Genomic DNA, 25,349 nt, shown 5'->3' on the forward strand with positions numbered 1-25,349 from the left:
TCGCCGGTCCTGCAGGGTTCGCTCTCCCGCCACCTCCGGTTACCTGCACATGCCGGTATTTATCCCTCGCGAAACGTTCGCAGCCCTTCCGGTGGCATACCATATTTTGGCCTGTGTATTCGCGGCCAAATTGTTGGATTGGGTCAGTATTGGTTGATTTATGGATCTGTAATGGGTGAAAATTACCTGAAATGATCCCTATATGATGGTTGCGTGGGCGAGGTGGTTGTCCGGTCCCGGTTTGAATTGAAAATTGCGGCATAATTCCCTGGGTTTTGGCTATTCCAATGATAATGTGCGTTTCTTAGCCGCACCAAAAAAATCCGGATCAAACGAAAACTCTTATATATATTGCATGGGATCACGGCTCCCTGATCTCAGTATGAATTTTACAAAAGTATTCCTCCTCGCGATCCTGCTCGGCCTGATCGTTCCTGCGGCGAGTGCGACAGCCCCCGGCCGGATCACCCTCTCAAGCGATCTCGGGTGGCTCGCGGCAGGTGGAGCCGATTCCGCTGAAATAACCGTGCAGGTCTTCGACGGGAGCGGGATGCCGCTCGACAACTGCACCGTGGCGTTCGAGGTCGACCCGGTCTTCGGGCGCATATCGCCCGCGACCGTCACCACCGGCGCATCCGGAACCGCCGCCACATCGTTCATCCCCGGCAGGACGAGCGGCGTCGCCATGATAACCGCACGGGCCGGTACCGTAGAGGAGACGCTCTCCCTCCCGATCGACCACGGCCCGGCCGGCCGCGTCACCTACCTCGACTACGAGTTCGAGGTTGCCGCAGGTGACGTCACCGTCATCACCGTGGGGCTGGCCGACCGGTACGGCAACCCGGTGGACGATACCCGGGGCGCCGAGGCCGTCCGTTTCAGCGTCGGTTCGGTCGACGACGATGCCGTCTTCATCGACGATGGGGGAGCGCCGGTGCCCGGGATAGAGCGGACGGCCAACGCCACCGGATACGTCCAGGTGCCCTTCAGAACCGGCCGAACCGTCGGCGAGAACATCGTCCGGATAACCGCTCTTTCAGGCGGGATCGACCGCTACATCTCTATCCGCGGCCTCCCGACCGGAGACCCGGCCGCCATCGCCGTTTCGGTCAACCCCGATGCCGATCCGGAACCCTACCAGCCTGCCGACGGAGAGAGCACGTTCACCCTGACTTACCGGCTCTTCGACTCCTGGGGCAACCCCGCGGCCGGCCGGGATATCCGGGTCGCCACCTCCCTTGCAGGGGAAGGCACCGTCCTGACGACAAACGGCACGGGCGTCGCCCGCCTTACCTACGGCCCGAAGGATACCACCGGCAGGATCACCGTCAACGCAACCGCCGTGGACAACGCAAGCGTGACGGCATCGCAGGTCGTCGAGTTCGTCCACACCGCTCCTGCAGATATGCTTCTGTCGGCAAACCCCCAGTCGATGCCGAGCCTCGACGTGCCCGGCTCAGGACCGGCAACTCTCCGTGCAAAGGTCGTCGATGTGAAAGGAAACCCGGTCGCCGGAGAGAACGTGACCTTCGCCGTCCGGAACATCGATGCCGGCGAATTCGTGCAGGTCACCGCCCCCTATCTCTCTGCGTCCTCTGCCAGGACCGATGACGACGGCTACGCGGCCGTCCGATTCTACCCCGGCACGTTCACCACCGACCGGACCGATCCGCGCTGGAGCGCTGCGGCGAGGGGCGGGTGCAATGTCGTCGCCACGTGGAACGACACCACCCGGACGATACCCCTGGCCTGGGAGAACTACCCCTTCCTCTCGGTGGAGGCGGAGGTCTCTCCCGGGACGGTGGCGGTGAACGACACGGTGGATGTTACCATCCGGCTCAAAGGCGATGGGTGGGCGCTCCGGCCGGACCCGATCGATGTGGTGATCTGCACCGACCGGTCGGGGAGCATGCTCTACGACGACCCCGACCGGATGCACTCGGTTCGCGAGGCGGCAAAGGCGTTCGTGGATCAGTTCTCGGAGAACCACGATCGCGCGGCCGCCGCCTCGTTCGGGTGTAAAGGATCCATCTCGCGTCCCGGTGCCAACTCCGGCATCGGCACGCACGAGATCGATAACGACTACACCTACCCGAAGACCTACGACGACTACGCAACGCTCGATCTCGGGCTCACCCGCGATCTCCCGGCGGTGAAGGGTGCGCTCGACGGCATCGTCCCCGACCACGGCACCCCGCTTCGGCACGGGCTGAAGGTCTCGATCGACCACCTGACCGCCGCTGCAGGCGACGATTCGGTAAAAGCCGTGGTGCTCCTCTCCGACGGCGATTACAACTGGTACGGCGACCCGCTTGCCCGGGGCTCGGGTTCGACCCCTCACTCGCCGGAAGGTTATGGGACGCTGGCCCGGAGTTACTACCGGTACGCGGATATCCCCTCGAACTGGCAGAACCTGGCAACTTACGCTGCGGAGAACGACATCCGCATCTTCACGATCTCGTATTCGGAGAGCCTCTCCAGTGACGCGAGATCGACGCTCCGGAGCATCGCCGAATCGACCGGCGGGGGATACTACCACGCACCGGCTCCGGATGCCCTGGGGCCGATCTACACCGATATCGCCGGGGTCCTCAAGACGGAGGCCGGGGTCAACACCACGATGAGCCTCGACTTCAGCACGGTTCAGGTCAACGGCGAAGACCGGGAAGGGTCCGGCGTATTCTCCTACGTTTACGAAGACGGGGTCTCGACCGTCATCGAGAGCGTGGTCGTGAACGAGACGGGTCACTATACGATCATGCCGAGAAGAACTGTCAACCAGACCGACGACTGGAGCGACGACCGCAACCTGGAGTTCGCGATCGGGACGGTTCACCTCGGTCAGACCTGGGAGGCGACGTTCCGCCTGAGGGCGCTGACCGACGGCAACATCAACGTCTTCGGGCCCGGCTCAACTATCACGTTCAACGACGCGGCAAAACTCCCCCTCCCCGACACCCTCGTCACCGCCGTGCCGGATCTCAGCAACACGGGTTTCGGCTCCGCGACGCTCACACTCACAAACCCGCGCTACACCTGCACGGAACCGGTCAGGGAGATCCTCAGCGCTGCCTGGGACCTCACCTACACCGGAGCGGGAACCCTGACCGAGTCCGTAGAGTACTCAAACGACGGGGGCCTCTCCTGGGTGCGGTTCGGGACCGTGACCGGTGAGGCCGCATCTCTCGATGTCCGGGCATTCCCGCCGGGCGAATACCTGATCCGGGTACGCGCCTCTGCGGACGACGTGCCCGATGCCGGACTGCTCTTCCCCCCCATCCGGGTCGGGGAGCAGCACACCACGTACATCCGCATCATGTAACGATATTCGGGTGCGTGGGTTTGCGCACCCCCAAAAAACAACGGACCCAGCGGGAATTGAACCCGCGTCCTTGGGTTCGAAGCCCAAAAGGATGTCCTCTACCCCATGGGTCCCCTCTTCGGTTTCTATCGTAAGTTATTAAGCGTTTTTATATCAGTACTCTATACAATGATCCTCTCATCCAGTGAGATCGATCGCCGGCGCGAGAACGGCGATCTCGTCATCGAGCCGTACCACCCTGAATCCCGGCAGCCCGCATCCTACGACCTCCGGGCGGCCGAAGAGACCATCCTTCCGCGCGGCGTATGCACCCTTGTCTCCTCGATCGAGCGGGTGGAACTCCCCGCCGACCTCGCCGCAACCCTCCGGTGCCGCTCCTCGCTCGCCCGTCGCGGCGTCCTCCTCGGCGGCGGGTTCGTCGACCCCGGGTTCCGCGGCCAGCTGACGCTCTGCCTGACGAATGCCGGTCCCGAGGATATCTGCCTTGCAGCGGGCGACCGGATCGTACAGATGATCCTGCAGGAAGTGCTGAATGGCGACCGGCTCTACCAGGGCCGGTACCAGGACAGCCTTGGCGCGGTGCATACACGATGAGTCCGTCAATACGCTCGGAACGGAAGTATCTTGAGATCCTGCGGATCCTTGCGGAATCGCACGAGCCCCTGGGCGCAAAACGGCTGAGCGAGAAGATGGCCGAGAGGGGTTTCGTCCTGAGCGACCGCGCCGTCCAGTACTACCTCCAGTACCTCGATGAGATGGGGTTTACGGAGAAGGCCGGGAACCGTGGCCGCCTCCTCACCGAGGCCGGGATTGCCGAGAGCGAGAGCGCGCTCGTCGATCAAAGGCTCGGCTTCATCATATCGAGGCTCGAACAGCTCGCCTTCCGGAGCACCTTCGATCCCCTGACCGCTACGGGGAGCGTCGCCTACAACCTCTCCTTCGTGCGGGAAGAGGATCTCCAGGCCGTCACAGCAGCCTTCGACGAGGTGGCGGCGGCGGGTTACGGGTTCCTCTCCGCCTACCGGGTCGTCGACTCCGACCCCCGCATACCCGACGGCCACGCCGGGATCATGACGGCCTGCAGCGTCACGCTGGACGGTGTCCTCCAGAAGATGGGTATCCCGACAAGGCTCGAGTACGCGGGGAGGCTTGCCGTCGATGAGGACGGCTCCGCCGGATTCCTCGATCTCATCGGCTACCGCGGGACCTCGGTCGACCCGCTCCACCTCTTCATATCCGCCCGGCTCACCTCGATCAACCGGCTGGTGACGACCCGGGCCGGCGTCGCGCTTGCAAACGTCCGTGCGGTGCCTGCGGCCGCACGCCACCGGGTGGAGACGACCGTCGGCCTCATGGAGGAGTGCGGCTTCACCTTCCCCGCCGGAGGGGGTATCGGCGAGTTCAACCTCCCGAAACACCCCTATCGCCTCCCCGTCGTTGCGTTCAGCGGCATGAACATGGTAGGAAACGCCGTTGAGAAAGGCTATGCGATCAAGACCGAGATTGGTGCGGGAACCATACCGTTCGGAAAAATAGCGGACGCTACAGCCAGGTGATCCCGCCGTCCGTATCGTCGTCCGAACGCTTCTCTTCGTCTCGGTTCTTCTGCCGGGCGGCCGCGTCGATCACCTCGAGTTTTCCGCGCGAGGGATCGACCTCTTTCGGGTGGGGGCCGGGCCGGGCCAATCCCCGGCCGATCTGGCCCAGCGAACCGTCCTTCGGTAAGGGCGCTCCTTCGCGCATGTGCAGGCCGGCCTCCTCGAAGAGGCTGTCCTTCGGCCGTTGCATCCCCTGACCGAGCGTAACGTGGTCCCCGGTGAACACCCCTTCTTTCGGCCGCTGCATCCCGCGCTCCAGGGTGCTCGCATCTGCCGAAAGCGATCCGTCTTTCGGCCGCTGCACGGATTTTAAGGATGTGGAATATGTTACCGCATCGTCTTTTGGCCCCGTCTTCTCGATAGCGATCCCTTTGAGGCCGAAGGTGGAGTTCTTCGGGGCGGGCACCGACGAGGTGACCGAGGCCGAACCGGTGAGATCGATCTCCTTCCCACCCGGCTTCGGGGGAAGGGCGACGACCCCGTCATCCTGCTTCTTCTCGGCTTTCGGGAGCATAACGATGGTGTCGTCCCTGCGCTTCCGGTCGCTCCCGCCGCTGCCCGGGAGCGAGATCATCTCATCCTTCTCCGGTGTGGTTGGTTCTGCCATGTACCCGATCTCCTCAAGATATGCCGACTCAAGAGGCGAGGCAAACCCGGGGACCCCGGCGTCATCCGGCACTTCGGAGACGGCACCGGCCGCCAGGGCTTCCTCCTCTTCCCGCAGCCGCGCCTCCTCTTCTCCCCTCAGTCGTTCTTCCTCGCATTCAAGCTGGTATTCCGTCCGGATATCCCGGATCTCCTCGACCCGGGGGATGTTGGTGAGCCCCGAGAGCACAATGATGATCCCCACGAACGACGTGCTCTTCACCGGATAGTCGCCCGATCGCATCTCGAGTCCGGCGATGCTCCGATCGATCCATTTTCGGACGGTCTGGAACCCCTTCATCGAGAGTTCGGCCGAAGGCCCGGCGATCAGCACCAGTGCCTTGTCGGCGCTCGTGAGATCGCAGGGAACCGATACGTCTTCATAAACCGCTTTTTTGGCGAGGGAGATGATCCGGGCGGCCTTCTCCTGCGAACCCTGGATGAAGTCTTTCAGCGACTGCCGCCGGTGGAAGATGTTCAGCCATCCGGTCGGCAGTCGCTCCGTGGCGTAGCCGACCGCGACGAACCCGTTTCCCTTCAGGGTGTTGAGGACCTCTCCGGCATCCAGAACAACCTCGGCGACGTCGAGCCCCGATTCGTTGAATTCTCCGGCGCGAAGAAGAAGGCCGATCTGGCGTGCAATCCTCTCGTTGAGCATGTTGTAGTGTGTTCTCGGGTCCGATCCCGCGGGGATCTGGCGCAGCTGGCCCATGACGCTGGTGTTCTCGGTCCCGGCTGCAGCGGCGGCCGCCTTGATCTTCTGCGACCAGGTCTCGTTGTCGAAGAGGATGACGGCATCGACGAGTCCCTGGAGCGCGTCGAGGTCGTCGGCGGCTTTGGCCGAGACCCGTTTTCCCTCTTCCAGGCACGGAAGTATGGCAAGAGCGAAGATCGGCTCCACGTAGGACTTCCGGATCTCGGCGATGATGAGCGGCGCGATATCGATGACGCTGCCCCCGAGCCCGCAGCAGAGGAGGATGGCGTCGATCTCCATCGTATCCATGCTCTGGAGCCGGGTCATCACCTCCTCGATATCGATCACGTCCGTGACATGAGCGTGATCCACGATATCGACCCGCGGGAAGAAGATCCTTGCAGGGTTCGGGAGATGGCGGAGTTGCAGCAGGGAGTTCGGGTCGATGTCGATCGCTACCGCACTCATGCAGTAGACTCTGCTGCGCTGGTCATGGTCGTAGAGCTGATCCACAACCCGCGACCCGGCGCCGCCCAACCCTATCGCCAGCACTCGCATAAGATCAAACTCCCTGTCTGGTATCTTTGCATGCCCGGGGTGACCTTTGCCGCGAAAGAAGCATGAATATCATCTAAAACTATTGGTAAATATGTGGGCGGACGGACATATACGTTTCTGTGCGTTCCGGAACGGGTGGAACCCGGCCAATCACGAAATGGTCTTATTAAAATATTCCGGTTTGACTTCCCCCCGCTTGTGCCTCCTCGTGGCTAAGGGAGAAGAATCACCTGATCCCCGGGAGAACCCGTTACGCCTCTCCGTTTTGCACTACCTGTGCGGTGCGTGACGTTTCGGGAGCACAAAATGATAATATATTTAACTCCCTGCACGTAACTACTCAATGAGGTGCATAGCCTTGACTACATATGGAATTGAATTTGTGCCCGGAGCAATCAACGTCAAGCAGGTGGTGAACTACACCAAGCTTGCAGAGTCGAAGGATATCGACTACGCTTGGATTACGAACCACTACAACAACCGCCATGCATACCCGACCCTCGCCATGATCGCGGCAAACACCGACACGATCAAGATGGGCCCGGGCATCATGAACACGTTCACCGACACCCCGGCAGCCATTGCCTCCTTCATGGCTACCTTAAACGAGATCTCCGACGGACGTGCCGTCCTCGGTATCGGACCCGGCGACCTCTCGACGCTCCCGAAGCTCGCGATCGACCCCGTCAAGCCCGTCGGTCACCTGAAGGAAGGTGTCGAGCAGATCCGGAAACTCCTCGCCGGCGAAGAGGTCAAGAAGTCCGGCAACATGGAGTTCTTCGACTACGACGGCGCCAAGCTGACCGGCGTCACCCTGCCCGGCAAGAAGGGCATTCCGGTCTACATCGGTGCCCAGGGTCCCAAGGTGCTCGAGCTCGCCGGAACGATCGGTGACGGCGCCCTGATCAACGCCTCGAACCCCAAGGACTTCCAGGTCGCCATCCCGATCATCAAGAAGGCAATGGAAGCGGTCGACAAGAAGAAGTTCGACGTCGGCGCCTACACCGCCATGTCCATCGACAGGGACGAGAAGAAGGCCCGGAACGCTGCAAAGATTGTTGCTGCATTCATCGCCGCCGGCTCTCCGCCCGCGCTTCTCCAGCGCCACGGACTCGACCTGAACAACGTCGCGAAGATCAAGGAAGCGCTCGGACGCTTCGACTTCAAGACGGTCGGCGGACTCGTCGGCGACGGGGAGATCGACGCCTTCACCATTGCCGGAACCCCCGACATGGTCAAGCAGAAGTGCGAAGACCTTGCAAAGTCCGGAGTTACCCAGATCATCTTCGGCTCGCCGCTCGGCCCCGACATGACCAACTCCATCCGCCTCCTCGGCAAGTACATTGTCTGAGGCGGGAAACCACACTCGCTTTTTTTCCGGCACTGCCGGATGGTTCGGACCGACCGGAGTACTCCGGGGTTTCGCAACGGCGTTGGGCACCCTCTCCGCAATTCGGACAGGGTTTTATACGCTCGGCGCGCCAACCGGAGTATGAAGGGCCATGTTCACCACCCGCGAGATCGTGACGGAACGGGGAATTCTCCAGTACCGTCGGGAGTCTCTCACCGGCATCCGGTGCCGGATCAGTCCCGTCCGGGTTGAGAGGCAGATCGACGCTGCTCCTGCCATGCCCTCATCCCGCGACGGCTGCCCCTTTTGCCCCGGTGCTATCGATACGTCCACCCCGACGTTCGAGGACGGCAGCCGGCTCCGGTGCGGGGAGAGCGTGACGTTCCCGAACCTCTACCCGTTCGCCGGGCGCCACGTGGTCACGGTGATCACGCCCGATCACGGGCCCGGCCGGTTCGATGTGAGGTGTCTTGCGGACGCCATATCCGGAACGGCGGAGGCCCTCGCTCGGTCTCCCGGATATGCAAGCATCAACTGGAATCACCTCCCGTCGGCGGGTGCGAGCATCGTCCACCCGCACCTGCAGGGCATCGCCGATGCGGAGCCCACCCGCCTTGCGGAGCTCTATATCTCCGGCGGCCGCTGCTACCTCGCCGATCACGGCCGTTTCTACTGGGACGACCTCGTGGAGCGCGAGCGTTGCTCGGAGCGGTTTCTCTTTGAAGATGAGATCTTCTGGTCGGCGAACCCCGTCCCCCTCGGCGAGCGGGAGGTGCGGGGAATTCTCCCGATATCGACGCTTGATGAACTCGAACCGTATGTCGAACCGTTGGCCGGGGGTATCCTCCGGGTCGTCGACTTTTACCGGAGCCTCGGCACGCACGCCTTCAACGCCTCGATCTTCTTTGATGCCCCCGGAAAAGCCGTGCAAGGCCTCCGTGTCTTCTGTTCCATCATCGCACGGTTGAACCCGAACACCTTCTCCATGTGCGACTCGGCGTTCATGGAGCGGCTGCACCTGGAGCCGATCATCCTGACGCTCCCCGAAGACCTCGGCGCGCTCTTCCGGGCGAGAAAGTAAGGTTTGTTGAGTATCTCCGGGTTTACTCATACGCCGACGGCTCACGCGAAGGAACTGTCATTCTCGCTTTGGGCTTCGCGTGCGATATCGATTGTTGATAGTGATACAGCCTCGCGTGAAGAGCGCGAAGCCGCGAAGGGATGTTGCAGCATCTTTCTACTGAACTTCGCATTCCTCGCCCCTTCGGTGCTCACGCTCCGGTTCTTACGAACCATCGCGCTACGAACCGTCGCACGTCCCGGCAGTCGCGTTCCGGAAGCCACACTTCGCGTGCGTCGACAGTAGAGGCTGAGGGTGCGGCCTCACGCGAAGTGCGAGGCACCAGCATAGAGATGGCTCTTAGGAACATGGATGCCGCTTCGCAGTCAGGGGACAGACGGCACCCTCTCTACCGGGTGAGACGCTTTACAAACTCAAAAAAAGAAGTGGTGTTGGGTTTACTCGGGCTTGCTGATGAGTGCAGTCTTCGAGACGATCTCGCCGGTCTTCTTGTGCGGCTTCCTGATGACTCCGTCCATAGCCTTCTCGAGGTCGCGTGCTTCCTCGCAGAGGATCATGGCCTGGCGCATCATCTCGTGAGCGCTCGAAACGATCGGGATGTACTTCTCCCACTCCTTCGTCATGAAGCAGCCCTTGACGTTGACGCCCGCGACCGACTGTGCGATCTCGTAGGCCGCACGGGCCTTCGCGAGCGCGTAGGGGTTGCTGAACTCGCCGTCGACCGCCTTGTCGGAGGTCATGACGACCTTCGGCAGCACGAGGTCCGCGCCCTTCTTGCCTGCCTTCACCTGGTCGATGACCTTGTCGAGTTCCACCTGCATCTTGCGGAACGCGCCGGTGATGGCGAGGACCTTGACGAGGTTCCCGTTGTAGTCCGCCATCTCGATGGGGTCGAGGAACTCACGACGGGCGCCGATCATGGCGTCGGCCTTCATGATGATGTAGCCGAAGTTGCTCGCCTTAAGCGCTTCGAACTGCTCCTTCTTGGTGGTGACGTCGTCGGTGATGACGATGCAGGGGATTCCGGCCGCTGCAAGGTCTTCACGGGCCTGGGTGGGTCCGGGAAGGACGCCGTTCGGGGAAACGACGATACAGAAGTCCGGGCCCCATGCCTTCATATTGCTGACCACACGCTCGATATCCTCGGGCTGCAGCTTCGTGCCGGAGGTCGCCATGAAGGTGATCATGTCTTCACGGTCTGCGCGCTCATCGAGAAGAAGTTCGCCCATTACGCCGCTGGCAATATTTCCCAGTTTTGCAATTCCAACTTTTACAACCACTTTAACACCTCTCAAAATTTGAGAACACGATAGTATCGCCAAGTTCTCATATAAACGTTTTGAAATGCCCCGAAAATTTCGTTCAATGGCAGGATGGGTTAAGGGAAAGTGTTTAAGTTTGCACTGCCCATATATAATTGATGAAGCAAGGTCTGCTCACCGATCGCCAGAAGGAAGTGTTGCGCTACCGGAAGAAGGGGTTGACGCAGCAGCAGATTGCGGAGATCATCCATACCTCGAAAGCCAACGTCTGCACCATCGAAAAAGCTGCTATCGAGAACATCTCGCGCGCACGTGAGACGCTCGAATTTCTCTACACCCTTGACGCCATACACCTCTGTACGCTGAAAAGCGGCCTCGACCTGCTCAAGGCCCCCGAACTCATCTATGCCGAAGCTGAGAAGCAGGGATTGAAGGTCAAATACGACACGATATCGCTCATAAACAGGCTTCGGGATGCAAACCCCGAGCGGTTCAGCGGGAGACAGGTCCGCGAGGATGTTGAGATCTATATCAACAAAGACGGCGATCTCTACTTCGGGTGATATGGTTTCGTGGGCGCGCACACGGGCTCCGTGCGGGAGCGGGAGCCCCGCGGGAGCATGCCTCGCGCCCACCTGCCATGAACGCAGTCAGTGCAGCCCTTCATTCATCTCCCCGCCCGCTCAATCGGGCGAACCGGTGCCGCGCCTGCGGCGCTGGAACGGTTTGTGCAAAATCCCGAATGAGCCGATAACAAGGTTTATATCTCATTTTAAGTAATGTTTAAGAAACCGCTCTGCACGGTTCCGCCCGGATCCGGGGGATATCCGGCACCATAAGTGCCACTGATTCCCGAGATCGGTTCTCATATCGCATGTATGTGGATTGAGGACTCGCGGCGGGGGTGCAGGAGGTAAGAGACAAGGTCGAACCCTCCTTACGGAGGGCCGATGTCGATATGGAGTTGTGCTCGTCACAACGGGATGACAGGCTGGATCTGATCGAGACGCTGGGCCAACGCCAGTGCAGCGCGCCCGGTTCCGGGAAGAGAGTTCCCGGGAGCGTCGAAGAGTCAGGATCTATTGGCGACGACTGGAATGTACCCGGTGCACACCGGGACGGCAGTGAGATCGGTCGAGGCGCACGGAGACGAATGTCTCTGTGCCTTCACGTTCCGCTGCCTCCATCAACTGTTTCCCTAACGCTACGGCAACATGGCGTGGCGTTCGATATCCCGCCCCATCCGGGTTCGCCAGAGGGTTTACCGTGCCGGCGCGTCCGGTACGGGGCCCGGCGCACGCATCGCACTGCGGTGATCCTGCAGTCGATGCCGCACGCTACAACGCATGAAGGGTTGATTGACAAATGCCGAATTTACACAGACCACGCAGAGGATCCCTCGCGTACAGCCCGAGAAAACGGGCAAAAAGCCCGGTTCCCCGCTACGGTTCATGGCCGGAGTATACGGGAACCCCGGCTGTGCAGGGGTTTGCAGGCTACAAGGTGGGAATGACCCACGTCATCATGGTCGATGACCACAAGAGCAGCCCCACCGAAGGCAAGGACGTGATGGTGCCGGTGACCGTGGTTGAGGTCCCGCCCATGCGGGTGGCCGGCGTGCGCGCATACGGTGAAGACACCTACGGAAAGCACGCGCTGACCGAAGCGTGGACGACCGATCTCGACGAGGAGTTGTCCCGCCGGATCAACGTCCCGAAGAACCACGACACCGCTGCCGCCCTCGACGCCATCAAGGCCGCCGTCGGCGAAGGCAAGGTCACGGAACTCTACGCTCTCGCCTACACCCGGCCCATGGAACTCACCGGCGTCCCGAAGAAGGTCCCCGACCTGATGGAGATGCGGATCGCCGGCGGAAGCCTCGAAGACCAGATCGCCTATGCCGGCGAGATTCTGGGCAAAGAGATCGTGATCTCCGGGAACCTCGAGGTCGGCGAGTACGTCGACGTCACCGCCGTCACCACCGGTAAGGGCACGGAAGGCCCCGTCAAGCGGTGGGGCGTCCAGGTCCGGAAGCGGAAACACTCCCGCGGCGGCAAGAAGCGCCACATCGGCAACCTCGGTCCGTGGCATCCGCACCACGTCAGGTGGCAGGTGCCCCAGATGGGCCAGATGGGCTACCAGCAGCGCACCGAGTTCAACAAGCGGATCTTGAAGATTGGCACCGACGGCGCCGACATAACGCCGGCAGGCGGGTTCCTGCACTACGGCCTTGTGCGCGGCCCCTACGTGCTGATCAAGGGCTCCGTCCCGGGGCCGAACAAGCGGCTGGTCCGGATACGCTCCGCGATACGGCAGGGTGAACACACCGTTCGCACGCCGACGATCAACTTCGTCAGCGTGCAGAGTCAGCAGGGGTGAGCAGCGATGAAGGCACAGGTTCGAACACTGACGGGCGATATCGCCCACGAGATCGATCTCCCGGAGATCTTCGACGAAGAATACAGGCCCGACCTGATTAAGCGGGCAGTCCTCGCGCTCCAGAGCACCCGGTTCCAGCCGCACGGGACAAACCCCTATGCGGGCATGCGCACCTCCGCAGAGTCCTGGGGCAGCGGCCGAGGTGTCGCCCAGGTCCCCCGCCTGAAGAACGGCAGCAGGGTTGCCCGGGTTCCGCAGGCAACCGGCGGGCGCGCAGCGCATCCCCCGAAGGTCGAGAAGATCCTCGTCAAAGAGATCAACAGAAAAGAGAAACGCAAAGCTTTCAGGTCCGCCATCGCCGCCAGCACCTACACCGACCTGGTTCGGGGACGCGGGCACCTCTTCGAGGGCGATCTCCCGCTGGTCTTCGAGGACCGGTTTGAGGAGATCACCCGCACCGGCGACGTCATCGCGGCGCTCACTGCGCTCGGTGTCTATGCCGACGTCGAGCGGGCGAAGGGCAGCCGGAAGGTCCGTGCGGGGCGGGGCACCATGCGTGGCCGCCGCTACAAGCAGCGCACGAGCGTTCTGATCGTCACCGGCGGCGAACCGCTCCGGGCAGCCCGGAACCTCGCGGGCGTCGATGCCGTGGCGGTCGACCAGCTCAACGCCGAACTCTTAGCACCCGGCACGCAGGCAGGGCGCCTGACGGTCTGGACGGAATCTGCGATCAGGAGACTGGAGGAGTTCTCATGAAGCTGAAATACCCGTTCGTTACGGAAAAAGCAACGATGATGCTCGAAGGCGAGAGCAAACTCCAGTTTATCGTGCAGAGGAATGCCACCAAGCAGGAGATCAAGCGCGAGCTGGAATCGGCCTTCGAACAGGAAGTGGCCAACGTCCGCACGATGATGACCATGAAAGGCGAAAAGAAGGCCATTGTAACGTTTGCGGACGCGAAGGCGGCTGAAGAGATCCTCAGCCGGCTGGGAATCATGTAAGGTGAGTGACGATGGCACATAGAATCATAGCACAGAGCCGTGGAAAAGGCGGCCCAACCTACCGTGCACCGTCGCACCGGTATAAGGCGGCACTGCGGCACGCAGGAAAGAACGACGTCCTGGTCTCCGGGAGCGTCATCGACATCGAGCACGACCCGGCCCGCCACGCACCGATCGCTCTCGCCAGACTCGAGAGCGGCGAGAAGATCTACGTCCTCGCCACCGAGGGTCTCGGTGTCGGGGATGCGGTCTCCTGGGGCACGGGGGGCGCGGTGAAGAACGGCAACACCCTGCCGCTCCGGGAGATCCCGGTCGGCGCATACGTCTGCAACATCGAATCCAGGCCCAACGACGGCGGCAAGTTCGTCCGTTCGAGCGGTGTCCAGGCTCTCGTCATCGGCAAGGCCGATGACGGCAGGGTCGGTGTTCGGATGCCGAGCGGCAAGAACAAGTGGTTCAACGGTGCCTGCATGGCAACCGTCGGTATCGTTGCCGGCGGCGGACGGGGCGAAAAACCGTTCGCCAAGGCAGGAAAGAAGCACTTCCACGTCAGGTCCTCTTCCGAGAAGTGGCCTCGCGTCAAGGGTGTCTGCATGAACGTCATCGACCACCCGTTCGGTGGCGGTGGGCACCAGCACTGCGGGCGGCCGAAGACCGTCGCCCGTGGCACGTCCCCCGGGAGGAAGGTCGGGCATGTTGCCGCCCGGAGAACCGGCAAGTGGAAGAAGTGAGGGGTGAAGCATGGCAAAGAAGACACAGAAGAGAATGCCGCGGCGCCGCGAGGAGTTCACCTATCGGGGTTACTCCGTTGCGGACCTGCAGCAGATGGCTCTCTCCGAGCTGCTGCCGCTCATGCCGGCCAGGGCACGCAGGAAGTTCGACCGGGGTCTCTCCCGGGAGCACGAGAAACTCCTCGCCGATCTCCGGTCGGGGGATGAGCAGATTCGCACTCACCTGCGTGACATGATCATCATGCCCGAGATGGTGGGGAGAACCATCGAGATCCACAACGGGAAGGAGTTCCAGAAGGTGGAGATCCAGCCCGAGGCGGTCTTCCACTACCTCGGTGAGTTTGCACTGACCCGCAGGAAGGTCTCTCACGGCAGCGCCGGTATCGGTGCGACCCGGTCGAGTAAGTACGTACCGCTGAAGTGATGGACATGGCAAGAACAGGTTATTCAGCAACAATTGAGGGCGAGAACGTCGCTCGCGCAAAAGCGAACGAACTTCCCGTCTCTCCCAAGCACTCGATCGAGATTGCCAGGTTCATCCGGAACATGACCACCTCTGACGCAAAGGCATACCTTGCCGACGTGGTGGCGCTGAAGAAGGCCATCCCCTTCAAGCGGTTCAACCGGAACGTCGCCCACAAGCGGGGGCTCTCGAAGTGGCCCGCCGGCCGGTATCCGGTCAAGGCTGCAGAAGCCTACATCAGGCTGCTTGAGTCCGTCGAGAAGAACGCCGAGTACATCGGCCTCGACACCGAGAAACTCCGGATCGACCACGTCGCCGCCAACACCGGCCGTGGCCTCCGGGCATTCTTCCCGCGTGCGATGGGTCGCGCTACTCCGAAGCGCAGGGAGACCGTGAACATCGAGATCGTCGTGACCGAGGTGGCGTAATGGCAATCGAGAAGAAGTTTATCACTGACGGCGTGCGCAACGTCCGCGTCGAGCAGTTCCTCACGAAGGAACTCAAGCGGGCAGGATACGGCGGCATGGATATCACCCGGACGCCGCTCGGCACCCAGGTGACGATCTTTGCGGAGAAGCCCGGTATCGTGATCGGCAAGGGCGGCAAGCAGGTTCGCCAGCTGACGCAGGATCTCGCCACAGCGTACGATATCGAGTCTCCGCAGGTGGAGGTCCAGCAGGTCCAGAACCCCAACTTCAACGCCCAGATCATGGCGGAGAGGCTTGCGAACGCTCTCGAGCGCGGCTGGTACTTCCGGAAGGCCGGACAGAGCACGATCCGCCGGATCATGGAGTCCGGTGCGCTCGGTTGCGAGGTCATCGTCGCCGGGAAACTGACCGGTGCGCGGTCGCGGACCCAGAAGTTCACCGAGGGCTACATCAAGCACTGCGGTGAACCCAGCGAGACGATCGTCGAGAAGGGCTACGCGGTTGCGATCAAGAAACTCGGAACCATCGGGGTTCAGGTCAAGATCGTCCCGCCGGATGCACGGCTGCCCGACACCTTCGACGTCCTCGAACCCGAGCCGAAGCAGGCTCCGGCGGAACCCATCGAGCCCGAAGAGGTCGGTGAAGAGGTCTTCGAGGAAGAGTTCGAGGAGATCTCCGGAGAGGAGTTCGAGGAGGAGAGATAAATGGCAATCTTTCGGGCGCGTGAAGTGAAACAACTCTCCGACACCGAGCTCCTCGAGCAGGAGCAGAAACTCTCCCTCGAACTGATCCAGGAGCGGGGGAAAGTCAGCGCCGGCGGTGCCACCGAGAACCCCGGAAGGATCCGCGAGGTCAGGAGGACGATTGCGCGCATCCGAACCGAGCAGAACGCGCGGAGGAACGCATGATCTCTCCCCAGAACGTCCTTCGCCACGAGTTGATCGGGCTGGACGTTCTGGTGGTCCGTGCGAGCAACCCGGGTCATGCCGGGGTATCGGGTCGCGTCACTGATGAGACCCGAAATACCCTGGTCATCCTGACCGGGCGGGGAGAAAAGCAGATACCAAAACGGTTCAGCGTGTTCCGCTTCCGGCTTCCCGACGGCACGACCGTCGACGTCGACGGGTCGAGCCTCGAAGCACAGCCGGAACGGCGGATCGGCATGCGCATCAGATAAACGAGGATGAATAATGGCACGAAACATTGGGTTGGACGTTCCCATTCCGGAAAAGGAATGTGAGGACGCAAATTGTCCGTTTCACGGCACTTTGCCGGTACGCGGCCAGGTGATTACCGGCAAAGTCGTGAGCGACCGTATGAACGGTACCGTCGTGGTGGAGCGTGAGTTCCTCCACTACGTCAAGAAATACAAGCGGTACGAGAAACGCAGATCCCGGTACCATGCCCACAGCACGCCCTGCATCAACGCCGGCGTGGGCGATGTGGTCCGGATCGCGGAGTGCCGTCCGCTCTCGAAGACCAAGAACTTCGTTGTGGTCGAGGTGATGAAGGAATGAAGGCGATGCAGGCAAAGATTCCGCGCGCCCTCGCCACCGGCTCCAGGATGGTCTGCTCCGACAACACCGGCGCACGGCTCGTGGAGGTCGTCTCGGTCGACCGTTACCACGGCGTCCGCCGTCGGCAGCCCTGCCTGGGCATCGGCGACGTCGCGACCGTGAGCGTCAAGAAAGGCACCCCCGACATGCGGCGGAAACTCGAGAAGGCAGTGGTCATCCGGCAGAAGAAGGAGATCCGCCGCCCGAACGGTGTCCGTCTCTCGTTCGAGGACAACGCCATGGTGCTCATCAACGATCGCGGCGAGCCGAAGGGAACCGAGATCAAGGGGGCTGTCCCCCGTGAGATCGCGGAGCGTTTCCCGAAGATCGCCTCCATGGCGACGACAATCGTGTAAGGTGTGGTAAGAATGGTACGCATAGTTAGCAAACAGCCGAGAAAACAGCGCAAGGCGCGTTACAACGCACCGAACCACACCCGGGGCCGTTTCCTCTCCGCATCGCTCTCCCCTGAGCTCCGCGGGAAGTACAACAACCGGAGAACCCGTGTGGTCAAGGGCGACACCGTGAAAGTGCTCCGTGGAGACTTTGCCGGCGACGAAGGCGTCGTCGATGCGGTGGACATGAAGACGTGCCGGCTGGTCGTGCACGGCGTGATGGTGACGAAGGCGGACGGAACCGAGGTTCCCCGGCCGGTCGATCCCTCGAACGTGCAGATCACGAAGCTCAACCTGAAGGACAAACTACGTGAGGAGAGGCTTGGAGGCGGAGCATAATGTCCAAATATCTCAAGCGGCTGGTAGCGCCGGAATCCTGGCATATCCCGAAGAAAGTACAGAAATTCGTCATGAAGACCGCTCCCGGCCCCCACAACGCCGACGCTCTGCCGATCGGTGTCTGGCTCCGCGAGCACATCGGTCTCGCACAGAATGCGAGCGAGGTCAGAAAGATCCTGCACCAGCGGGACATCATCGTCAACGGACGGGCCTGCAAAGACCCGCAGATGGGCCTCGGTGTCTTCGACATCGTCTCGATCCCGAAGCTCGGGAAGCACTACCGCATCCAGTTCGATATGCGGGGCAACCTGAGCGCCGTTGAGATCTCGGCGGAGTCCGCAAAGACCCGGCTCTGCAAGATCCGGAACAAGACCACGGTCAAGGGCGGCAAGGTCCAGTTGAACCTTGCGTTCGGTGCGAACATCCTCGCCGACAACACCTACCGGGCAAAGGATTCCGTCGTCGTGACCCTCGGGACGGACGGCGAAGACCGGTTCAGGATCGTCGACCACTTCCCCTTCGCGGAAGGCAACATGGCCACGATCGTCGGCGGGAAACACTCCGGCAAGGTCGCGAGGATCGTCGAGATCGTCGAGACGGCAAGCTCCGTCCCGAACCGCGTCATTCTCTCGGACGACTCGGCCGGCGAGCGGTTCGAGACCATCGAGGAGTACGTCTTCATGGTCGGCCGCTCCGCGATAGCACCCGAACTGGAGGCCCTGGCATGACCGCGATGAAGGATATCTACATCGACAAGGTCGTCGTGCACATGGGCGTCGGGGAGAGCGGCGAGCGGCTGGTCAAGGCGGAGGATCTCGTGAAACAGATCACCGGCCAGAAACCCGTCCGCACCATCGCGAAGCGGACCCAGCCGGCGTTCGGTATCCGGAAGGGCGCACCCATCGGGTGCAAGGTCACCCTGCGCCGGGAGAACGCCGAGAAGTTCATCACGACCGCCCTCGACATCATCGAGCGGCGGCTTGCCTCCTCGCAGTTCGACCGGACCGGGAACGTCTCCTTCGGTATCGAAGAACACACCGACTTCCCGGGCATGTCCTACGATCCGACAATCGGGATCTACGGCATGGACATCAACGTGGTGCTCGAGTACAAGGGCGTGCGGGTCGCACGGAGAAGCGTCGAGCGCAGGAAACTTCCGGCCGACCAGAAGGTGAACAAAGAGGAAGCCATCGCGTTCATGCGCGAGCGCTACCAGGTGGAGGTGTAAGGAATGGCGGAAGAGTCAGGAGCGCCTGCATCGGGCGAGAACGTACGGAAGTTCGGCCGTGGCGCGAACGAGTGCCGCATCTGCGGCCGGAAGCAGGGCCTTGTACGGAAGTACGGCATCTACTTCTGCCGCCAGTGCTTCCGCGAGTGGGCGAGCAAGATGGGCTTCAAGAAGATGAACTAGGGGTAGAGAATATGGCACGACTGAATCCAATCGCAGATGCGATGAGCACGATCAAGAATGCCGGAGACGCTGGAAAGAGCGAGGTTATTGTAGAACCCGCCAGCAAGCTTCTCGGCGCAATGCTCCGCGTCATGCAGGAAAACGGCTTTATTAGCGGCTTCGAGTTCATCGACGACGGCCGCGGCGGCCAGTTCCGGGTCCAGCTCTCCGGAACGATCAATAAGTGTGGCGCCATCAGCCCCCGGTTCCCGGTGACGATGGCTGATATGGAATACTGGGAGTCGCAGTACCTCCCCGCGAAGAACTTCGGCATCCTGATCGTCTCCACCTCGAAGGGAGTCATCTCCCATGCAGAGGCACGGGGCGAGGGGATCGGCGGGCAGCTGCTGGGCTACGTCTACTAAAAGGAGGGAGATGAGTATGGCAATAACACGACAGGTCGAGATCCCTCCCGGCGTTGACGTCACGCTCGACGGCGGTGTGCTCACGGTCTCCGGACCGAAGGGCACTCTGGTCCGCGACATGCGCTTCCCGCAGATCGGGATCGCGGTCGAGGGCGGCGAAGTCGTCGTCTCCACGGCATCCGACAAGAAGCGGATCCTTGCCATGACCGGCACGATCGAGGCGCATGCGAAGAACATGATCCAGGGTGTTGTCGACGGCTACGAGTACCGGATGAAGGTGGTCTACAGCCACTTCCCGATCCAGCTCAAGCAGCAGGGCAACCGCCTCGAGATCACCAACTTCCTCGGCGAGAAACAGCCCCGGGTCGCAAAGATCATCGAGGGTGTCACCGTCAAGCTTGGAAACGACGAGGTAACGCTCACCGGTATCGACAAGGAGAAGGTGGGCAACACGGCCGCAAACATCGAGCACGCGACCAGGATCACGAAGCGCGATCCCCGGGTGTTCCAGGACGGCATCTACATCACTGAGAGGGCGTGAAAACAATGGACGAAACAAGAAGACTGATCCGCGTCCGCACCCGGCACAACAAGCCCGCCTTCAAGCGGCGGGGCCTTCACCGCAAAGTGAAACTGGCAGATGTCTGGCGGCGTCCGCGCGGTCTGCACAACAAGCAGAGGCGGCAGTTCAGGGCGAAGGGTGCCCTCCCCCGGCCGGGATACGGGGGCCCCGCCGCAGTTCGCGGCATGCACCCGAGCGGTTATGCGGAGGTGCGGGTCTTTACACCGGCGGATCTTGTCGATCTGAATCCCGAGATCCAGGCCGTCCGGATCGCCGGATCCGTGGGCAACAGGAAGCGCGGAGCGATTCAGGAGCGGGCGCTGGAACTCGGGCTCAAAGTCCTGAACGCAAAAGACCTCACTCCCGCGGCTGAGGTACCTGCCGCAGCCGAAGAAGAAGAGGTGAACGAGGATGAGTGATCTCGCCAACCAGAAGCGAATGGCGGCCGCCATTCTCAAGTGCGGGATCAACCGTGTCTGGTTCGATCCCGAGCGGCAGGCCGATATCGAGGGAGCGATCTCCAGAAACGACCTGCGCGAGCTTATCGGGGAAGGCGCAATCAGGGCGCACCCCGTGAAAGGGAACAGCCGCGGCAGAGCCCGTGTCCGGATGGCAAAGCGTTCCTACAGCCACCGGAAAGGCCCGGGCCGCAGGAAGGGTGCCGCCGGCGCACGGAATGCCAGCAAGCGGGTGTGGATCCGCAAGATCCGGGCACAGCGCCGCACTCTGCGCGAGATGCGTGAGGAAGGTACAATCGACCGCGGTCTCTACCGCCTGATGTACCGGCGGGCTTCCGGAGGCCAGTTCCGGAGTGTGTCGCATCTCGCGGCTCAGATTGAGATTACGGCAGGGAGGATGAAATAATGGCAACCGGCCCAAGATACTTCGTGCCCTTCCGGAGAAGGCACGAGGGCAAGACCGACTACTACAAGCGGATGTCGCTCCTGTCGTCGGGAACGCCGAGGATGGTCGTCCGGAAGACGAACCGGCAGATCATCGTACAGCTGGTCGTTCCTGAGATTGAAGGAGATCGCACCCTGGTGGCTGCGTACTCGACCGAACTCGCCGGCTACGGCTACGAGGGATCGACTGCGAGCACCCCGGCCGCCTACCTGACCGGTATGCTGTTTGCGGTCAAGGCGCTGAAGGAAGGGTATGACGAGGCCATCCTGGATATCGGGCTTGCCCGGGCAAAACCCGGAGCTCGGGTCTTTGCCGCTCTCAAGGGAGCGGTGGATGCGGGTCTCGACGTCCCCTACGGCGAATCGATCCTCCCCGATGAAGAACGGCTCAAAGGTGCCCACATCGTGGAGTTTGCTCCCGAGCAGGCGGGCGACCTGGTAGCGAATGTAGAGGCTGTGGCTCTGGCCATCAAGAAGGAGCTGGTGTGACATGGCATACGTACAGGAAGAATGGATTCCGCTCACCGGTCTCGGGCGCATGGTCGCTGCAGGCGAGATCACCAGCATCGATGAGGTGCTCGCGAGCGGCAGGCCGATCAAGGAGCCCCAGATCGTCGATCTCCTCCTGCCCGACCTGGAGGACGAGGTGCTGGACATCAACATGGTCCAGCGGATGACGGACTCGGGTCGCCGTGTGAAGTTCCGCACCGCCGTGGTGGTCGGCAACAGGAACGGTTACGTCGGGTTCGGCCAGGGGAAGGACGTCCAGGTCGGCAACGCGATCCAGAAGGCAATCGCAAACGCAAAACTGAACCTGATCAAGGTCTCCCGTGGCTGCGGGAGCTGGGAGTGCGGCTGTGATGCCGCTCATTCGATCCCGATCGAGGTGACCGGGAAGTCGGGCAGCGTCAAGGTGACGCTGAAACCCGCCCCGCAGGGTATCGGCCTCGTGACCGGGGATATCCCGAAGAAAGTCCTGACGCTTGCAGGCATCAAGGATGTCTGGGCGTTCAACCGGGGGCAGACCCGGACGACCATCAACTATGCCAAGGCGACGTTTGAGGCGCTCAAGCAGACGAACATGGTTCGGATTGGAGGGACGGAGTGATGTACGCGGTAGTACAGGTGCGCGGCGTCGTCAACACCAACCGCGAGATCAAGGACACCTTGAAGATGCTCCGCCTGCACCACGTGAACCACTGCGTCCTCGTGCCCGATACGCCTGCGTATCTCGGCATGATCCGAAAAGTCAAGGACTTCGTGGCGTACGGTGAGGTGGACAAAGATATTCTGGCCACCCTCCTGCGTACCCGGGGCAGACTGACCGGGGACGAGAAGCTGACCGACGAATACGTCCGCGCGCATACCCCGTATGCCGATATCGATGAGTTCGCGGCAGCACTCTGCAACGGCGAGACGAGCTTCCGTGATCTGGTGGAGATCAAACCGGTGCTGAGACTACATCCTCCGCGAAAGGGCTATAAAACCATCAAGCGAACCTTTCAGCAGGGTGGAGCTCTCGGCTACTATGGTCCCCAGATCAACGATCTCCTCTACAAGATGAGGTGAGACTGATGCCCGTAAACAAGAGATCCAAATACAGGGGTTCACGGACCTGCGGCGGCGGTACGCACAAAAACCGGCGTGGCGCCGGCAACAGGGGTGGACGGGGTAGAGCCGGGCAGCGCGATCACCGCTTCTCCCACTTCTACCTGAAGGGCGAGATAGCCAACGGCAAGCACGGTTTCATCAACAAGACTTCCGTGCCGGTATCTGCCCTTGATATCGGTGAGATCGACCAGATGGCCGAAGCGCTGCTTCGTGAAGGACTTGCCACCCGGGAGGGCGATCTCATCGCCCTCGACGTCGCCGAACTCGGCATCGATAAGGTGCTCGGCGGTGGAAGAGTCACCCACAAAATGAGTATCTCCGCCCGGGAGTTCTCCGAACGCGCCCGGGCTAAAATCGAGGAGATGGGCGGTCAGACAACGACCGCTTGATCTTCTTTTTCAGGTGAAACTATGGGAGATCTGCTGGATAGATTTGAACCCATCCTTGCAGCGATGCCTGCAGTCAGAGGGCCGGATGGGCACGTCCACTTCAAGAATAAACTCATGTGGACGCTTGCGATTCTGCTCCTCTACTTTGCATTGACCAACATCAATATCTTCGGGCTCTCTCCTGAGTCGCAGGATATTTTCGGATTGTATCGTGCCCTGCTTGCCGGTGCGAGCGGTTCGCTTCTGCATCTCGGTATCGGGCCGATCGTCACCGCGTCGATCGTGCTGCAGCTACTCAAGGGTGCCGGACTCCTGCAGATCGATACCAGTGAAGCACGCGGGCAGGTCATGTATATGGGCCTGCAGAAACTGCTCATCTTCGTGATGATCATCGTCGAAGCGTTCCCCATGGTCGCGAGCGGGATGATGATGCCCGATGCGACGGTGGCCGCGCAGTTCTTCGGCGGCAATATGTTCACGGTCTCGCTCCTGATCTTCCTCCAGGTTTGCCTCGGCGGGCTTCTGGTGGTGCTGATGGACGAGGTCGTCACCAAGTGGGGTGTCGGTTCGGGCGTGGGGCTCTTCATCGTTGCGGGGGTCTCGCAGGGTCTCGTGAACGGGTTCCTGAACTGGCAGACGGGCACCGATCCCTTCCCGATCGGGTTCTTCCCGCGGCTCTTCGCCATAGGTACCTCGGGAGCGAACTTCCTCGAGTACTTCGGCACGGATCTCCTGGCCCTAATCACGACGATCGCCATCTTCATGGTCATCGTCTACGTGGAGTCGACCCGTATCGAGATCCCGCTCGCGCATACCGCCGTCCGCGGCGCCCGTGCGCGGTTCCCGGTGAAGCTCATCTATGCGAGCGTTCTGCCGATGATCCTCGTCCGGGTGCTGCAGGCGAACGTCCAGATGATCGGGATGTTCCTCTCGAACGCCGGGATAACGATCTTCGGTGAGTTCCAGGGGCAGGTGCCGGTAAACGGTCTGATGTGGTACATCGCGCCGATCAACACCCCGCAGGACTGGATGTGGTGGCTCTCCGATCTCGGGCACGCTCCGTGGGAGATCATGGTGCGTATGGGCGTCGATATCACCGTCATGGTGGTCGGGGGCGCAATCTTCGCGCTCTTCTGGGTCAAGACCGCGGGTCTCGACTCGAAGGACGTGGCCCGGCAGATCCAGAGAAGCGGGATGCAGATCCCCGGCTACCGGCGGAACGCCCAGGTGCTCGAGAAGTATCTCGACCGCTACATCCCGCGGATCACCGTCATCGGCGGTGTCTTTATCGGCCTTCTCTCGGTCGTCGCGAACCTCTTCGGTGTGGTGGGCGCGGTCGGGGGAACGGGTCTGCTGCTTGCGGTGAGTATCACCTACCGCCTCTACGAGGAGGTCGCAAGCCAGCAGATCATGGAGATGTACCCGTTCATGCGGTCGTTCTTTGGGAAAGAGTAAGTTTGGAGGCCTGACCCGGAGGTCAGGCCGGAGAAGTTACTCTTGGAGAAGCGGCGCGAAGCGCTCGTTTCGACCGGGAATGACTCCCTCCAATTCTCTTTCTCCCAGAACTGTACAATCCGCTTTTACCCCGGGTGACTGTCCTGGCCCCGTGTGATTCCGAAAGGCATTACTCTTTCAGGCACGGATTTATCTGAATAGCGAATGATACCCTAACGGGAGTGATAAAGTTGGGAAAGAAAGTTGTCGTGACGGGGGTTCCGGGTGTCGGAAAGACCACCGTTATCAATGGCGCGATGGAGAGGCTGGCGGCCGAAGGCGTTGAGTATACGGCTGTCAACTTCGGCACGTTCATGTTTGAGGTGGCCAAAAAGGAGAACCTGGCCGCGGATCGCGACGAGATGCGCAAGCTCGAGAAAGACGTCCAGAAACGCCTTCAGCAGGCGGCCGCTTCGGGAATCGCCGCCATGAGCGGGGATGCGAACGTCATCATCGACACGCACAGCAGCGTCAAGACCCCGGCGGGGTTCCTTGCGGGGCTGCCCGAATGGGTGCTCCGTGAGTTGATGCCCGATATCGTCGTGCTGGTGGAGACCGACCCCGACCAGATCCTGATGCGCCGGCTCGGCGACGCTTCGAGAACCCGCGACATGGAAGGACACCGTGCGATCGCCGAACATCAGGAGTTCAACCGCGCGGTCAGCGCGGCATACGCAATGTACACCGGCTGCACCATCAAGATCGTCCGGAACGAAAACTTCCTGCTCGAACAGGGTATCGACGACCTGGTGAGTGTGCTGAGGTAACCTGAT

At 61.5% G+C, this 25,349-nt stretch carries 33 protein-coding genes and 1 tRNA gene; 31 read left to right on the forward strand and 3 right to left on the reverse strand.

Annotated features, from left to right (window positions below):
* Positions 1-382 precede the first annotated feature (382 nt).
* Positions 383-3,322, forward strand: coding sequence for an Ig-like domain-containing protein (locus MchiMG62_RS03475; protein WP_221057899.1), 2,940 nt, complete (start codon positions 383-385; stop codon positions 3,320-3,322).
* A gap of 41 nt (positions 3,323-3,363) precedes the next feature.
* On the opposite strand, the gene MchiMG62_RS03480 is transcribed toward MchiMG62_RS03475, so the two are convergent.
* A tRNA-Arg gene (locus MchiMG62_RS03480) sits at positions 3,364-3,435 on the reverse strand.
* A 55-nt stretch (positions 3,436-3,490) separates the two neighbouring features.
* On the opposite strand from MchiMG62_RS03480, the gene MchiMG62_RS03485 reads away from it, so the two are divergent.
* Both MchiMG62_RS03485 and MchiMG62_RS03490 read left to right on the forward strand, forming a co-directional pair.
* On the forward strand, positions 3,491-3,916 hold the full coding sequence (locus tag MchiMG62_RS03485) for a dCTP deaminase (protein WP_221057900.1): 426 nt from the start codon (positions 3,491-3,493) through the stop codon (positions 3,914-3,916).
* Positions 3,913-4,878 (forward strand): DUF128 domain-containing protein, encoded by a 966-nt coding sequence (locus MchiMG62_RS03490; RefSeq protein ID WP_221057901.1) that lies wholly within the window; start codon positions 3,913-3,915, stop codon positions 4,876-4,878. Before MchiMG62_RS03485 ends, MchiMG62_RS03490 begins: the two co-directional genes overlap by 4 nt.
* Here MchiMG62_RS03490 and MchiMG62_RS03495 read toward each other — a convergent pair.
* Positions 4,865-6,817 (reverse strand): tubulin/FtsZ family protein, encoded by a 1,953-nt coding sequence (locus tag MchiMG62_RS03495; RefSeq protein ID WP_221057902.1) that lies wholly within the window; start codon positions 6,815-6,817, stop codon positions 4,865-4,867. The two genes, MchiMG62_RS03490 and MchiMG62_RS03495, sit on opposite strands and share 14 nt — an antisense overlap.
* 343 nt (positions 6,818-7,160) lie before the next feature.
* On the opposite strand from MchiMG62_RS03495, the gene MchiMG62_RS03500 reads away from it, so the two are divergent.
* Both MchiMG62_RS03500 and MchiMG62_RS03505 read left to right on the forward strand, forming a co-directional pair.
* Entirely contained in the window at positions 7,161-8,168 is a 1,008-nt protein-coding gene (locus MchiMG62_RS03500; RefSeq protein ID WP_221057903.1) for a 5,10-methylenetetrahydromethanopterin reductase, read from the forward strand.
* A 151-nt stretch (positions 8,169-8,319) separates the two neighbouring features.
* Positions 8,320-9,249 carry a galactose-1-phosphate uridylyltransferase gene (locus tag MchiMG62_RS03505; protein ID WP_221057904.1) on the forward strand — a complete coding sequence of 310 codons (930 nt, stop codon included), beginning with the start codon at positions 8,320-8,322 and terminating at the stop codon, positions 9,247-9,249.
* A 437-nt stretch (positions 9,250-9,686) separates the two neighbouring features.
* On the opposite strand, the gene MchiMG62_RS03510 is transcribed toward MchiMG62_RS03505, so the two are convergent.
* Complete coding sequence (locus tag MchiMG62_RS03510; RefSeq protein ID WP_221057905.1) at positions 9,687-10,529, reverse strand: F420-dependent methylenetetrahydromethanopterin dehydrogenase; 843 nt, start codon at positions 10,527-10,529, stop codon at positions 9,687-9,689.
* Positions 10,530-10,669: 140 nt separating this feature from the next.
* Here MchiMG62_RS03510 and MchiMG62_RS03515 point away from each other — a divergent pair, with 140 nt between their 5' ends.
* From MchiMG62_RS03515 to MchiMG62_RS03640, 26 genes are all read left to right on the forward strand, one after another.
* Positions 10,670-11,074: a Tfx family DNA-binding protein gene (locus tag MchiMG62_RS03515; RefSeq protein WP_074370675.1), complete on the forward strand. Its 405-nt coding sequence runs from the start codon at positions 10,670-10,672 to the stop codon at positions 11,072-11,074.
* Between the two features lie 802 nt (positions 11,075-11,876).
* Complete coding sequence (locus tag MchiMG62_RS03520) at positions 11,877-12,890, forward strand: 50S ribosomal protein L3 (RefSeq protein WP_221057906.1); 1,014 nt, start codon at positions 11,877-11,879, stop codon at positions 12,888-12,890.
* Between the two features lie 6 nt (positions 12,891-12,896).
* Positions 12,897-13,646 carry a 50S ribosomal protein L4 gene (gene rpl4p / locus MchiMG62_RS03525; RefSeq protein WP_221057907.1) on the forward strand — a complete coding sequence of 250 codons (750 nt, stop codon included), beginning with the start codon at positions 12,897-12,899 and terminating at the stop codon, positions 13,644-13,646.
* A complete protein-coding gene (locus MchiMG62_RS03530; protein ID WP_054847384.1) occupies positions 13,643-13,891 on the forward strand; it encodes a 50S ribosomal protein L23 in 249 nt (82 codons plus the stop codon). Before rpl4p ends, MchiMG62_RS03530 begins: the two co-directional genes overlap by 4 nt.
* Before the next feature lie 11 nt (positions 13,892-13,902).
* Entirely contained in the window at positions 13,903-14,622 is a 720-nt protein-coding gene (locus MchiMG62_RS03535; RefSeq protein ID WP_221057908.1) for a 50S ribosomal protein L2, read from the forward strand.
* Positions 14,623-14,632: 10 nt separating this feature from the next.
* A complete protein-coding gene (locus MchiMG62_RS03540) occupies positions 14,633-15,046 on the forward strand; it encodes a 30S ribosomal protein S19 (protein ID WP_221057909.1) in 414 nt (137 codons plus the stop codon).
* A 5-nt stretch (positions 15,047-15,051) separates the two neighbouring features.
* A complete protein-coding gene (locus MchiMG62_RS03545) occupies positions 15,052-15,513 on the forward strand; it encodes a 50S ribosomal protein L22 (protein WP_054847403.1) in 462 nt (153 codons plus the stop codon).
* Positions 15,513-16,217: a 30S ribosomal protein S3 gene (locus MchiMG62_RS03550; protein ID WP_221057910.1), complete on the forward strand. Its 705-nt coding sequence runs from the start codon at positions 15,513-15,515 to the stop codon at positions 16,215-16,217. Before MchiMG62_RS03545 ends, MchiMG62_RS03550 begins: the two co-directional genes overlap by 1 nt.
* A complete protein-coding gene (rpmC, locus tag MchiMG62_RS03555; RefSeq protein ID WP_048180205.1) occupies positions 16,218-16,421 on the forward strand; it encodes a 50S ribosomal protein L29 in 204 nt (67 codons plus the stop codon).
* The gene (rnp1, locus tag MchiMG62_RS03560) at positions 16,418-16,690 is read left to right on the forward strand and encodes a ribonuclease P protein component 1 (RefSeq protein WP_221057911.1); all 273 of its coding nucleotides are present in this window, start codon (positions 16,418-16,420) and stop codon (positions 16,688-16,690) included. Before rpmC ends, rnp1 begins: the two co-directional genes overlap by 4 nt.
* 13 nt (positions 16,691-16,703) lie before the next feature.
* Positions 16,704-17,030: a 30S ribosomal protein S17 gene (locus MchiMG62_RS03565; RefSeq protein ID WP_054847389.1), complete on the forward strand. Its 327-nt coding sequence runs from the start codon at positions 16,704-16,706 to the stop codon at positions 17,028-17,030.
* Positions 17,027-17,425 (forward strand): 50S ribosomal protein L14, encoded by a 399-nt coding sequence (gene rpl14p / locus MchiMG62_RS03570; protein WP_054847390.1) that lies wholly within the window; start codon positions 17,027-17,029, stop codon positions 17,423-17,425. Before MchiMG62_RS03565 ends, rpl14p begins: the two co-directional genes overlap by 4 nt.
* A 12-nt stretch (positions 17,426-17,437) precedes the next feature.
* On the forward strand, positions 17,438-17,803 hold the full coding sequence (rplX, locus tag MchiMG62_RS03575; protein ID WP_221057912.1) for a 50S ribosomal protein L24: 366 nt from the start codon (positions 17,438-17,440) through the stop codon (positions 17,801-17,803).
* Positions 17,803-18,531, forward strand: a complete 729-nt coding sequence (locus MchiMG62_RS03580) for a 30S ribosomal protein S4e (protein ID WP_221057913.1) — start codon at positions 17,803-17,805, stop codon at positions 18,529-18,531. The genes rplX and MchiMG62_RS03580 overlap by 1 nt, the downstream gene beginning before the upstream one ends.
* Positions 18,528-19,031 (forward strand): 50S ribosomal protein L5, encoded by a 504-nt coding sequence (locus MchiMG62_RS03585; protein WP_054847392.1) that lies wholly within the window; start codon positions 18,528-18,530, stop codon positions 19,029-19,031. Before MchiMG62_RS03580 ends, MchiMG62_RS03585 begins: the two co-directional genes overlap by 4 nt.
* Before the next feature lie 3 nt (positions 19,032-19,034).
* Positions 19,035-19,214 (forward strand): 30S ribosomal protein S14, encoded by a 180-nt coding sequence (locus MchiMG62_RS03590; protein WP_054847393.1) that lies wholly within the window; start codon positions 19,035-19,037, stop codon positions 19,212-19,214.
* A gap of 11 nt (positions 19,215-19,225) precedes the next feature.
* A complete protein-coding gene (locus tag MchiMG62_RS03595; RefSeq protein ID WP_221057914.1) occupies positions 19,226-19,618 on the forward strand; it encodes a 30S ribosomal protein S8 in 393 nt (130 codons plus the stop codon).
* 16 nt (positions 19,619-19,634) lie between these two features.
* Positions 19,635-20,159: a 50S ribosomal protein L6 gene (locus MchiMG62_RS03600; RefSeq protein ID WP_221057915.1), complete on the forward strand. Its 525-nt coding sequence runs from the start codon at positions 19,635-19,637 to the stop codon at positions 20,157-20,159.
* Between the two features lie 5 nt (positions 20,160-20,164).
* Positions 20,165-20,599, forward strand: coding sequence for a 50S ribosomal protein L32e (locus tag MchiMG62_RS03605; protein ID WP_221057916.1), 435 nt, complete (start codon positions 20,165-20,167; stop codon positions 20,597-20,599).
* The gene (locus tag MchiMG62_RS03610; protein WP_221057917.1) at positions 20,592-21,044 is read left to right on the forward strand and encodes a 50S ribosomal protein L19e; all 453 of its coding nucleotides are present in this window, start codon (positions 20,592-20,594) and stop codon (positions 21,042-21,044) included. Before MchiMG62_RS03605 ends, MchiMG62_RS03610 begins: the two co-directional genes overlap by 8 nt.
* The gene (locus MchiMG62_RS03615) at positions 21,044-21,571 is read left to right on the forward strand and encodes a 50S ribosomal protein L18 (RefSeq protein ID WP_221057918.1); all 528 of its coding nucleotides are present in this window, start codon (positions 21,044-21,046) and stop codon (positions 21,569-21,571) included. Before MchiMG62_RS03610 ends, MchiMG62_RS03615 begins: the two co-directional genes overlap by 1 nt.
* Before the next feature lies 1 nt (position 21,572).
* A complete protein-coding gene (locus tag MchiMG62_RS03620; protein WP_221057919.1) occupies positions 21,573-22,190 on the forward strand; it encodes a 30S ribosomal protein S5 in 618 nt (205 codons plus the stop codon).
* The gene (locus MchiMG62_RS03625) at positions 22,190-22,651 is read left to right on the forward strand and encodes a 50S ribosomal protein L30 (protein WP_221057920.1); all 462 of its coding nucleotides are present in this window, start codon (positions 22,190-22,192) and stop codon (positions 22,649-22,651) included. Before MchiMG62_RS03620 ends, MchiMG62_RS03625 begins: the two co-directional genes overlap by 1 nt.
* Positions 22,652-22,656: 5 nt before the next feature.
* Positions 22,657-23,082 (forward strand): uL15m family ribosomal protein, encoded by a 426-nt coding sequence (locus MchiMG62_RS03630; protein WP_221057921.1) that lies wholly within the window; start codon positions 22,657-22,659, stop codon positions 23,080-23,082.
* A gap of 21 nt (positions 23,083-23,103) precedes the next feature.
* A complete protein-coding gene (gene secY / locus MchiMG62_RS03635) occupies positions 23,104-24,537 on the forward strand; it encodes a preprotein translocase subunit SecY (RefSeq protein WP_221057922.1) in 1,434 nt (477 codons plus the stop codon).
* Positions 24,538-24,767: 230 nt separating this feature from the next.
* A complete protein-coding gene (locus MchiMG62_RS03640) occupies positions 24,768-25,343 on the forward strand; it encodes an adenylate kinase (RefSeq protein WP_221057923.1) in 576 nt (191 codons plus the stop codon).
* The last annotated feature ends 6 nt before the right edge of the window (positions 25,344-25,349 follow it).

Source organism: Methanoculleus chikugoensis (assembly GCF_019669965.1).
Taxonomy (GTDB): Archaea; Halobacteriota; Methanomicrobia; order Methanomicrobiales; family Methanoculleaceae; genus Methanoculleus; species Methanoculleus chikugoensis.